The 11,424-nt window shown below is 41.3% G+C and carries 11 protein-coding genes and 1 pseudogene; 5 read left to right on the forward strand and 7 right to left on the reverse strand.

Annotated features, from left to right (window positions below):
• Positions 1-359: 359 nt before the first annotated feature.
• From HGR01_RS13650 to HGR01_RS13665, 4 genes are all read left to right on the forward strand, one after another.
• Positions 360-917, forward strand: coding sequence for an RDD family protein (locus tag HGR01_RS13650; RefSeq protein ID WP_045870619.1), 558 nt, complete (start codon positions 360-362; stop codon positions 915-917).
• A 43-nt stretch (positions 918-960) separates the two neighbouring features.
• Positions 961-1,155 carry a 50S ribosomal protein L33 gene (gene rpmG / locus HGR01_RS13655; RefSeq protein ID WP_071989401.1) on the forward strand — a complete coding sequence of 65 codons (195 nt, stop codon included), beginning with the start codon at positions 961-963 and terminating at the stop codon, positions 1,153-1,155.
• 2 nt (positions 1,156-1,157) lie between these two features.
• Complete coding sequence (gene rpsR, locus HGR01_RS13660; protein WP_045870620.1) at positions 1,158-1,373, forward strand: 30S ribosomal protein S18; 216 nt, start codon at positions 1,158-1,160, stop codon at positions 1,371-1,373.
• Positions 1,374-1,594: 221 nt separating this feature from the next.
• On the forward strand, positions 1,595-3,646 hold the full coding sequence (locus HGR01_RS13665; RefSeq protein ID WP_045870621.1) for a ribonuclease catalytic domain-containing protein: 2,052 nt from the start codon (positions 1,595-1,597) through the stop codon (positions 3,644-3,646).
• Positions 3,647-3,738: 92 nt separating this feature from the next.
• Here HGR01_RS13665 and HGR01_RS13670 read toward each other — a convergent pair whose 3' ends face one another.
• The 6 genes from HGR01_RS13670 to HGR01_RS13695 form a co-directional block, all read right to left on the reverse strand.
• Entirely contained in the window at positions 3,739-3,957 is a 219-nt protein-coding gene (locus HGR01_RS13670; RefSeq protein ID WP_045870622.1) for a bromodomain-containing protein, read from the reverse strand.
• Between the two features lie 634 nt (positions 3,958-4,591).
• Entirely contained in the window at positions 4,592-5,740 is a 1,149-nt protein-coding gene (locus tag HGR01_RS13675) for a SpoIID/LytB domain-containing protein (protein ID WP_045870623.1), read from the reverse strand.
• A gap of 358 nt (positions 5,741-6,098) precedes the next feature.
• Entirely contained in the window at positions 6,099-6,362 is a 264-nt protein-coding gene (locus HGR01_RS13680) for an NIL domain-containing protein (protein WP_045870624.1), read from the reverse strand.
• A 114-nt stretch (positions 6,363-6,476) separates the two neighbouring features.
• A complete protein-coding gene (gene cysW, locus HGR01_RS13685) occupies positions 6,477-7,352 on the reverse strand; it encodes a sulfate ABC transporter permease subunit CysW (protein ID WP_045870625.1) in 876 nt (291 codons plus the stop codon).
• Positions 7,339-8,208, reverse strand: a complete 870-nt coding sequence (gene cysT, locus HGR01_RS13690; protein WP_045870626.1) for a sulfate ABC transporter permease subunit CysT — start codon at positions 8,206-8,208, stop codon at positions 7,339-7,341. The genes cysW and cysT overlap by 14 nt, the downstream gene beginning before the upstream one ends.
• Positions 8,209-8,312: 104 nt before the next feature.
• A complete protein-coding gene (locus HGR01_RS13695) occupies positions 8,313-9,458 on the reverse strand; it encodes a sulfate ABC transporter substrate-binding protein (protein ID WP_045870627.1) in 1,146 nt (381 codons plus the stop codon).
• Positions 9,459-9,722: 264 nt separating this feature from the next.
• On the opposite strand from HGR01_RS13695, the pseudogene HGR01_RS13700 reads away from it, so the two are divergent.
• Positions 9,723-9,890, forward strand: a pseudogene (locus HGR01_RS13700) (sulfate ABC transporter substrate-binding protein); the annotation flags it as partial.
• Between the two features lie 248 nt (positions 9,891-10,138).
• Here the strand turns inward: HGR01_RS13700 and HGR01_RS13705 are convergent.
• Positions 10,139-11,401, reverse strand: a complete 1,263-nt coding sequence (locus HGR01_RS13705) for a tyrosine-type recombinase/integrase (RefSeq protein ID WP_045870628.1) — start codon at positions 11,399-11,401, stop codon at positions 10,139-10,141.
• Positions 11,402-11,424 lie beyond the last annotated feature (23 nt).

The raw sequence follows: 11,424 nt of genomic DNA on the forward strand, positions 1-11,424 counted from the left end.
TGAGAGAAATTGTTAAAGTTCAAAACAGATGAGGGAGATAAGGAAGCAAGAGAAACTAACGCTAAACACCAAATGTCAAATCACTCTCAATACTTGTCGGTTAAGGGCAAAAGGGGAAGGGGAAAAGGGGGAAGAAAAAACCTTTAACCCTTACCCTTTAACCTTTTCCCCAAACCAAATTCCAACTTGAAAATCCTTAACCGAGCAGTATTGAAATCACTCTTGTCCAAAATCTTTCCTAACCCTTCAATCTACTATTAAACATAGTGGCAATAATTAATTCTTGAACTCCTAAATAAAAATCCTATCCGTATAAATAGCCAGTCCCCAGTCCCCAGTCCCCAGTCCCCAAACCATTTATGACTATCGAACGATTACCCCAAAAACATTATCCCAAGGCTGAACTTGGGCGGCGCGGTATGGCGTTGGGATTAGATTTCTTTGTTGTCTGGTTAATTAGTGCCTTTTTGGGAAACAGCAATTTAGGCATTCAGGTGATGCAAATTTTTGTGTTTGCGATCGCTTGGATAGTTTTACGGGTACTAGTTGTATATAACAACCAGGGACAAAGTTTAGGGCGTTGGGCTTTTGACCTCAAAATTTTGGAAGTCGAAGAGGGAGAGGTTGTAGGCAGAATTCCGACTCTGCTAGCATTGCTAAAGCGCGAAGCGATAACTGCTTTGGGTGCTATTTGCGTGGCAATTGCCTTAGGCAATATTCGCGCCAACCCCACTGCTATACTGCTAGTAATTCCTCTGGCGATTGACTGTGGTATAGCCTTTAATGATACCCAGTTGCGTCAAGCTTTGCATGACCGCTATTCAGGAACTATCATCGTTTCGTCGCGTCGTGGCTATTCGCTAGATATAAAAGTCAAGCGATTAGTTGAAAATTTACGGCGGAATGTGAGAAGATAGTCATTTGTGTTAATTCTCTCCAGGCTTTACGGTTTGAAAGATTATGGCTAAGAGTAAAGGTGTCCGCATCATCGTGACACTAGAATGTACCGAATGTCGCACTAACGCTAACAAGCGCACCCCTGGTGTTTCCCGGTATACCACCACGAAAAATCGGCGTAACACCACCAACCGATTAGAACTGAAAAAGTTCTGTTCTCATTGCAACACACACACAGTCCACAAGGAAATTAAGTAAAAATGAGTTACTACCGTCGTCGTCTGTCTCCGATCAAGCCGGGAGAACCAATAGATTATAAAGATGTTGATTTGTTGCGGAAGTTTGTCACAGAGCGCGGTAAAATCCTGCCACGGCGGATTACTGGGCTGACATCTCAGCAACAGAGAGATTTAACATTGGCGATTAAACGTGCCCGGATTGTGGCATTGTTGCCGTTTATCAATGCGGAAGGCTAATTCCCGTTGGAAACGAGAATTTTAGGTTCTGGATGATCTCAAGCAGCTGCGTTGATAATATATGTAGCTGCAAATTTTTATATTCCAAAATCTAAAATTTCAGAAAGTTCAGTGTAGAATCGTGTTCTACAATCTAAAAAATCAGCAGATTTTGGATTTAGTAGTTATTATTTAATCCAAAATCTAAAATTTATTCGTACACCAAATTAATTGCGAGAGTTGTGGAGAAGGGGACGCTAGTTGAATTTAGGGTTCAAGGCGATCGCCGTCTGGGAGTCGTAGATCGCCCAGATGGAAAGACCCGCTGGTTTGTGGTAGATGAACGCAGTCAATCCCACAGCCTCGCGCCTAGACAAATTACTTATACTGTTAACGGACAAACCTTCAAGCCGTCTGAGATTAGCAGCTTTTTAGAGCAGGTAAAGCCGTATCTCGACCCATCTAGCTTAGAAGTTGCCTGGGAATTATTGGTTGAGGATGGAGAAACAGTCACTCCAGTGGCAATGGCGAATCTGCTGTTTTCTCAAACAGATGCACCGCTTTGTTACGCCGCCCATTGCTTGTTATCAGACGACAAACTTTATTTCAAGCAAAAAGGCGATGCGTATGAACCACGGACAACCACTCAGGTAGCAGAACGCAAACACCAGCTAGAAGTAGAAGCCCTCAAAGCTAGGGGACAGCAGGAATTTTTAGCGCGTGTAGAACAAGCCTTGGCAGGCGAAACTGTGGAATGGCAACGTCACGATCGCCAGCGTTTAGAAGCAATTGAAAAATATGCAGCTCTACTAGCTGATGTGGTACGGATGGGAGTAAATTATGATTCTCTGTCTCGGGCTTATCCACCACCAGCACAAGTATTAGAAACCATGACTATGCTGGGACGTGCCGCAACTCCCCAGGGCGCATTACAACTTTTGGTAGATTTGGGTTGGTGGAGTCCCAATGAAAACTTATTCTTGCGTCGTTCGTCCATTCCCGTTCAGTTTCCTAGCAAGGTATTAGAAGTGGCGCAGCAGCGTATGGATTCCCCGCCGTCCGATCTAGATACAAATCGCCTAGATTTGACTCACCTGAAGGTGTACACAATTGATGATGAAAGTACTACAGAAATCGACGATGGTCTAAGTTGGGAATCGCTAGCTGATAGGCGAGAACGTCTGTGGGTACATATTGCCGATCCCACCCGCTTATTAATGCCAGAAGATGAATTAGACCTAGAAGCCAGGAAACGGGGAAGTACAGTTTATTTGCCTACTGGGATGATTCCCATGTTCCCTGAAGTTTTGGCAACTGGCCCCATGAGTCTGGTACAGGGAAGGGTGTGTTGTGCCCTGAGTTTTGGCATTATTTTAGATGAGACTGGGCAAGTAGAAGATTTTAGTATTCATCCCAGCTTAATTAAGCCGACATACCGCCTCACCTACGAAGATGTCGATGAGATGCTGGAATTAGGTGTACAAGCAGAACCAGAAATTGCTGCGATCGCCATGTGGGCACAACGACGCAAAAATTGGCGTTACGCCCAAGGTGCGATTAGCATCAATATGCCAGAGGCGATGATCAAAGTCAAAGGCGACGAGATCAGCATTGATATTTTAGATGATTCCTCATCACGGCAACTCGTAGCGGAAATGATGATTTTAGCTGGTGAAGTCGCCGCACGCTACGGTAAAGTTCACCAAATACCCTTACCTTTTCGCGGTCAGCCACAGCCAGAATTGCCCCCAGAACAGGAATTACTCCAGTTACCAGCTGGATTTGTTCGCGCCTGTGCCATGCGTCGCTGTATGCCCAAAAGCGAAATGAGCATTACCCCAGTGCGTCATGCTGGCTTAGGTTTGGATACCTATACTCAAGCGACTTCTCCAATCCGTCGCTACAGCGATTTGCTAACTCACTTTCAACTCAAAGCCCATTTGCGCGGTGAAGTTCTACCCTTCTCCGCCGAACAGCTTAAAGAAGTGATGATGACCGTCACCAGTATCACCCAAGAAGTGACAATGGTAGAACGGCAAACTAATAGATATTACGCTTTAGAATATTTACGTCGTTACCCAGATCAAGTTTGGCAGGTAACAGTTTTGATGTGGCTGCGAGAAGATAGCAATTTAGCCCTAATTCTCTTAGAGGATTTAGGTTTACAACTACCAATGTCTTTCCGTCGTTCGGTAAATTTAGGCGAACAGTTATTAGTAAAAGTTAGCCTTGCCGACCCGCAAAAAGATATGATTCACTTTCAAGAAATCATTTATCAAGAAGCACTTAATTAAAGCGTCAGCGTCCTTGTAAAACCTTCTCCAGTCGCAGAAGCCAGCTTCTCTACGAGAGGCTGCGCCAACGCTTAACGCGTATGCTATCTCTGCTACTTCTGCTTTTGTTCAGGTTGAGCAGCTTGTGGCAATATAGATTGGTCTTGATCGTTAGTGTTCAGAGGTACGTTTAAATGTTTCCTTGCCATCTGTTCAGCGATTGAGCGGTCTTGTTCGTTTGCAAACTGACTCTCATCTAACAAATGCTCGCTCGTCGCTGCTTGATCTCGGTTGGGCTTGCTGCCATTTTTCCACCTGTATTTAAAATCCATAAGTGTCAAAGCAAGTAAACTGCAATTTGTTGCTACGGTCTTAATATTAGGTAGGAATAAAATATTGTGCTTCTACCATAAGTTCCAACTAGATTAGTACCTCAAAGCAGAAGTCAAAACCGCATCTGGAAATTCCATCTCTTTAGAAACAGTCTTTAAAGCCTCAGCCTAATGCTTCTAGTAGAAGAGACAGTTAATCATAAATGCATATACTGCAATTACCAAGCAATAGTTTGACGGGCTTCTAGTACCAGACCTACTAGAAGCTTTTCCTAATTATCCATTACTCGGATTGAAACATCTATCAAAAGATATAAAACATTTGTCATTCTTAACTAAATTAAGACTAAAGAAAGCCAGAAATAACAAGGATTTATGAGTTGAGATTTGTTACTGAATTTTGGAGAATGATACCAATTCAAATAATATTTGCCACACATCAATATATGCTAGAGGACAAGGCAATGCCTTGCCCCTACAATCTGTCGCGTTCTTTTTTTAAATTGGTGTGAGTATTATTAGATTATTGTTTAACGTGCCACAAAAGTAGTTGTAAATACACATAGGGGCGTAAAGCTTTGCGCCCCTACTAATGGAATCATAAGCCAATAAAGATATTAACTTGATAAGTAAACTACTTTGCTTGAATAGGCGTAAGGGCTACACCTTGATAATAATGTCCTAAAATTTGGAGGTGGTTTGCTCCACGTCGAGCTAAATTGTAAGCTCCCCACTGGCTCATCCCTAAAGCGTGGCCGTAGCCTAAACCTTGGAGAATAAAACTGCCATCTGCACCTCTTGTTACACGAAAACGGGTACTTTTCAGCCTGAGTGCAGTACGCACTTCTTCTCCCTGTAAAACTTTCGTACCTTTATCGCCAACAATTTTTAGGACTTTCACACTTTGGAAGGGTGAGAAGGCTTCGGGAACTACATCCTTAACATTGCCTACACCAGAAATACGGGAACTAATTTCAGTAGGCGAGAATGTTTTTACCCAACTACATTCGCTAATATTTTGATCGTAGTCTTGAACAGCCCGCAGGTAAGGTTCCTTACTTTGCCAAACATCTTCGACATTCTCAGTATGTCCACCAGAACAAGCATGGAAGACAGAGAGAATAATTTGGTTTTGGTAGGTTAGTACCTGTCCAGCTGTACCATCTACGGCGGCGTAGGTAGTAGGAGTTTCGCTACTAACACCTTTGTAAATTTGCCAGCGATCAGGAGTATCGCCTAGATCATAAATGGGATTGCGATTACGTTGTCTTTCACGTTCGTAGAGAGCGTAGGTACGAGCTGCGATCGCCTGTGCTTTGAGTGCTTCTTGGGGCCATTGGGCATCCATTTCGCCACCAATCACACTGTAGAGATATTCTTCCATATCTACCCAGTTGACAGCACTTAAGCCTTTTTCTGTAGCAACAACTAAAGTTCTACCACGATACCAGCGATCGCCAATATAAACGAATCCTTTACCTGTTGGCTCAATCCAAAATAAACCAGATTGCCATTTATCCAAAGCTACTCCCCCAGGAACAGCTTGGGCATAGAATGAATTCATCGCTGGTAATTGACCCAAAGTCCTACCAGTACTATCTTTGACGCTTGCTGGTGTCGAACTACCAACTTTTACCTGATTAACATCTCTTTCAATGGCGACGCGTAGAATTACAGATGCTTGTGCTGGTGCAACCAAAGCTATCCACAACAGGAAAGTTACCCACCAATGTCGTCCTTTAATCGGGGAAAGTAAAGAGCCAAGTAAAACTTTAAATTTCATGCCTATGGTTTAATCACATTAGTATCTTTTTGACGCTTTGGAGTTATCGCATCCACAAGATGAGACGCTTTACCATCGCTGGAGGTTGCTACCTTTTACTAATTATGCATATTTAATTTAAATTAATACCTCTTAATGAAATTACTGCTGGCAATATTAAATTGATTTAGCAAGAGAAAATTTATTTGAGTCAAAAGTCAAGAGTTGTAGAGACGTGATTCATCGCGTCTTTACTCAGGTAATCTACAGATAATCGTAAGGGCACAATATATTATTGTGCCCTTAGCTGTGTACTTCATTTACCTACAATTGCTGTAACTACTAAAACTTGAGCGAACAGTGCTGTTTATGGAAGACCTTACCAATTACCTTGGTTTGTATCATCCCAGACTTGTAAAGACAATTCATCAAGATAAGACAGGGCACTTTGAATTTGTGTATCTGTTCCTTGTAGTTCTAGGTCAAACCAACCATCCCCAACAGCATTAGCTCCCAAAATTGCCGCAGTAATATTCACAGTTACACCATATTCAGAAACAAGGCGAGAAATCACAGGTTCTTGGTGATAGTCCTTAGGAATTCTCAGTCTTATACGTTTGGTAAGTGAATTGTTATTTGTCATTTGTCATTTGTCATTTGTCATTTGGTAATGGGTAATGGGTAATTGGTAATTGGAATTAAGAATTTTTCCCCTGCCCCCTGCCTCTCCAGTCCCCAGTCCCCAGTCCCAACCAACTCATTCCACATCCTTAATGCGGGTCTTGCGTTCTAAAATTTCTTTCAATACCAGGGTGACAACTGCTAGCAGTGCCAAAAGTACAGCAGCAGAGAAGGCAGCTTCAGTTTCATACTGTTTGTAAGCATCTTCTACAAATAGCGGTAAACTCTGGGTTTTATCAGCGATATTGCCAGATACAACCGAAACTGCGCCAAATTCGCCCATTGCTCTGGCATTGGTGAGAATTAGTCCGTAAAGTAAACCCCAACGAATACTAGGTAAGGTAACACGCCAAAATGTCTGCCAATCATTTGCACCTAATGTTCTGGCGGCTTCTTCTTGATCGCTGCCAAATTCTTCTAAAACGGGAATTACTTCCCTGGCAACAAAGGGCATACTTACAAATGATGTAGCTAGTACCATGCCCGGAAAAGCAAAGATAATTTGAATATCATGTGCTTGTAGCCAAGGGCCAAACCAGCCATTGCGCCCATAAAGCAGTACAATCATTAACCCTGCAACTACTGGCGAGATTGAAAAAGGCAGGTCAATAATACTCAAAACTATCGCCTTACCAGGAAATTTGTGACGCGCGATCGCCCAAGCTGCACAAAGCCCAAATACTGTATTTAGTGGTACAGATATCAGCGCTAGTAACAGTGTTAGCCAAGCTGCGTGGAGAAAGGCGGGTTTAGATAAATTGGCAAAGAACGGGCCTATACCTTTGCCAAAGGCTTGAATAAAAACATTGAGTGCTGGGATATATTGCACCAAAGCTAAATAGGCGATCGCAATCCCAATTAACAGTGCTGGTACCCAACTCTTGGTTTGTTTGGGCTTGATTGTAGGTTGATCAGCTGGAGAGGAGTGAAAACTTGGCTCATTTACCGTCATATCTTCTTGACCAGGCTTGTAAGAGATTAATTGCTAAAAGCAGCACCAAGGAAATTGTCAGCAAAACCATGCCGATGACAGTTGCACCGGAATAGTCATACTGTTCTAAGCGTTGAAAAATTAACACTGGTGCAATTAAATCTTGGTACGGTGTATTAGAAGAAATAATTACAGTAGAGCCATATTCCCCGACTGCACGGGAGAAACCCAAAGCAATACCAGTCAGAATTGTGGGAAATAAAGGCGGTAAAATTACTTTCCAAAAAGTCTGCCATTGAGAAGCACCTAATGACCAAGCGGCTTCTTCAATTTCATGTTCCATTTCCTGAAGCACAGGCTGCACCGTCCGCACAACAAATGGTAGCGAGATAAAAATCATTGCTACCGCAACCCCTGTACGAGTGAATGATACCTTCAATCCCAATGGTGCTAACAGTGAACCAATCCAGCCATTATCACTATATACTGTCGCTAATGTTAAACCTGCTACCGATGTCGGCAGGGCAAACGGTAAATCTACGGTAGCATCAATGATCCGTTTTAAGGGGAAGTCATAGCGCACCAAAACCCATGCTATCAGAGTTCCAAAAACCCCATTGAGCAGAGCCGCAAACAATGAGGTAACAAAGGTGACATTATAAGTAGCTAGTGCTAGAGGACTAGTAGCTATTTCCCAAAATCTAGCTGGCGGCTCCGTACTCGCTTTCAGAAACATCGCCGCGATCGGGAGAAATAACATGACTGTGAGGTAGCCGAAAGTGATTCGCCAAGTCCAGGGAATCTGACGTAACTTATTAAGAAACTTTTTCCAGCCCGGAGTTTCGCGATCAACTTCAAAAGAAGGAGATATAGCCATAGTGAAAAGCGTCAAGGGTCAACAGTCAAAGTTCAAGGGTCAAGGGTCAAGGGTTAATGGTTAAGGGTCATTTTCCCATTACCCATTACCCAATCCCCATTACCCTACCGTTTATTTTTGGCTTGAATTTGGTCAAAAACTGCACCATCAGCAAAGAACTTCTTGTTGATTGCATCCCAACCACCGAAGTCTTTAACTGTACCTAAAGTTTTGACTTTAGGAAACTTGTCTGCAACTTCTTTAGTATTTGCTACTGTCTCATCTACAGGTCTAAATCCAAGTTTGGCAAACTCTTGTTGTGCTTCTGGAGTGTACAAGTATTTTGCAAAAGCTTCAGCAACTTCACGGTTACCATGTTTGTCAACGTTTTTATCGACTACAGCAACCGGATTATCAATAGATATGTTCACATCCGGGATAATAGAAGTGACTTTTTCACCTTTTTGTTCTGCTAGGACAATTTCGTTTTCGTAATTGATCAGAACGTCACCTTGACCCTGTTTAAAAAACGCATCTGTAGCTTCACGAGCATCTTTAGTTAAGATAGGCACATTGTTATACACCTTGGTCACAAAGTCTAAAGCTTTAGCGTCATCTCCACCAGTTTTAATTACTGAATTCCACAATGCCAGGAAATTCCAACGAGCAACGCCTGAGGTTTTGGGATCGGCGGTAATTAATTTGACACCATCTTGTGCTAGGTCGGCCCAGGTTTGAATACCTTTAGGATTGTCTGGACGAGTTACTAATGCTGCTACAGATTTAGAGACAATACCATCATTAGGAACCTCTTTTTCCCACCCTGCTTGGATTAATCCTGCCTTTTCAATCTTTTGAGTATCTGCAGCCAGTGCTAGGTGAACAACATCTGCTTCCAAACCATCAATTACAGCACGAGTTTGTGAACCAGAGCCACCGTAACTTTGTTTGAAGGTGACGGTTTGGTTATGTTCTTGCTTCCATTTTTCTACAAACTTAGGAATAATAGCTTCGTGTGCTGCTTTGGTAACTGCGAAAGAAACAAGAGTTACTTCCACATTTTGTTTGTTGGCAGCAACGTTACTAGCCGCAGGGGTTTCCGTGGCAGAATTATTATTACTACCACCAGAGCAGGCGGCGAGGGCCACACTCAATAATGTCCCTAGCAAAAACATCGATACAAAGCCTTTGAGCGAATTTAGCTTAAACCGAGTGATGATTCGCTCAATACTCAGTTGCGATCGCTTCCGGGGGCGCGGCCACAGACTCATTCCAGATCCTCCTCTAAAATATCTACGGTGATTCTATGGAAATACCGTATATGCACGTGGTATATAAGATAATTGCAGGTATTGCTACTAAAAAGCAATAGGTAAACGGCGAATTCTCTATCGAGAATATGGTGTTTTTAATATTTGGTTTAGAAAATTCAAGCTATTTTTACTGAAAAATTGTATTTTCACGCCAACATAACTTCAGATGATTTGATTGGGCGATCGCTACTCATTCATAGATTGCTAACTTTTAGATGCACTAAAGTAGGATTTCGTCCAGTGAACTCTACTGTGGCTAAAGAAGTACAGAGTAAATTCCCCAAGATTTCCCGACTCTATACAGTTGGCGATTTGGGTGGTTGGAATGCTGCTCAGAATAAGTTTTTCAACGATGGCGCAATCTTTGATCAAATCCAAAGTGGGCGCTAATTCGATATTTTGTTAAAGGAAAGAGAAAAAATAGTAAAGGTTAAAATTACTATTTCCTTTTCTTCTGGATTTTAAACCAGGACTTACGCAAGCAAAATTTGTCATTGCGACCGGAGCGTAGTTTAGGGAAGCAATATCACAATTTTAGGTGATTACGTCGCTACGCTCGTAATGACGTGATTACGTGACTTTTGCGTAAGTCCTATAAATAATTATCCTGATTTGTTAAGCACACACAAATAATATGATTAAATATCCTTCAATGTGGCATGATTATCGAACTGTAAGTAATGCTTGATAATCTGTTCAACGCTATTACCGCAGCTATTAGCTAGCAACTTGAGGTCGGCACCATTATTAACTTGAATGCTAATAAAAGTATGACGGGTAGAATATGGTTTTAAATATTCAATTTGCTTATTTTCTGCTAACTTTTTAACTATCCCCGGATAGTGGTAAACTTTACCTTTAACCTCAACAGTATTACCTGCCCAGATATCTGTTAAGGTATTACTTGAATATTGTTTTCCTGAAATAGTTTTAAACACTAATTCATTATCTTTCTTACCATTTCCATACAATTTAATTAATAAATTAATTAATCTGCTCATACCTTGTAGGTTGAAAAATCTATTTTTATTGCTTTTAGTCATGCCAGTATTGCTGTCAAAAGCCTCTTTAAAAACTATCCAACCATCATTAAATTTAATATTTCTCCACTTCAAAGCGAATACTTCACTATGTCTACAACCAGTGAGAAACAAAAATTCAATTAAATCAGCACCATGTTTGATAGATGGTTGTTCAGAATTTCTGAAAGTTTGAATGATTAAATCTCTCTCTTGTAGACTGTATGCCCTATAATCTTCAATATTTGAAGTTTTTTGAGGCTTCTTCGATATATTGTAAGTTTTTTTTATTTCTAAAAAATAATCTTGTACCAATTGCTGATTGCTGATTGCTCGTTGGCACATACTACTCAATAAGCTAAACAGCTTTTTAATTTGTTGCTTGTTCTTTTGCTTGAGTAAAAGCTGCTTAATTAATTTATTAGCTGTATCCAAATTTAGCTCTAAATCTAAAAATTCTTTAATGAGGTTAGTATAAACAACAAAATTTTTTTTGTAGGTAGTTTTTTGAATCTGCTTAGTTTGTAATTTCCAATCCACAAATTCATGCCATAATTCACCAAGCAGAGGTGGCTCTATCAGATTGTGTAACTGACTAATCGTGGTTAATTGCTTAATCGTTAAATATTTAGCAAGTGTTGGGTCAAAATAACCGCCATCGGGATGATCGATGTCAGCTTGTATCCTTGCTGCTATTTGATTAGCCCATTTTTGGTTTTCTGGAGTGTCACTTCTCCCTAGACCTTTATATGCTTGTCGCTTGCGATAAAACTGCTGGCTAATACGAGTGCTGAATTGTAGCCTTAAATTACCTTTATCCGAACCGACACGTATATCTGCTAATTTGATAGAATCCTTGCTACTCTTACGATTTGAGTACATAGTAAATTTCTAGTAAAAATAGC

It is taken from the genome of Tolypothrix sp. PCC 7712 (assembly GCF_025860405.1).
GTDB classification, from domain to species: Bacteria; Cyanobacteriota; Cyanobacteriia; order Cyanobacteriales; family Nostocaceae; genus Aulosira; species Aulosira diplosiphon.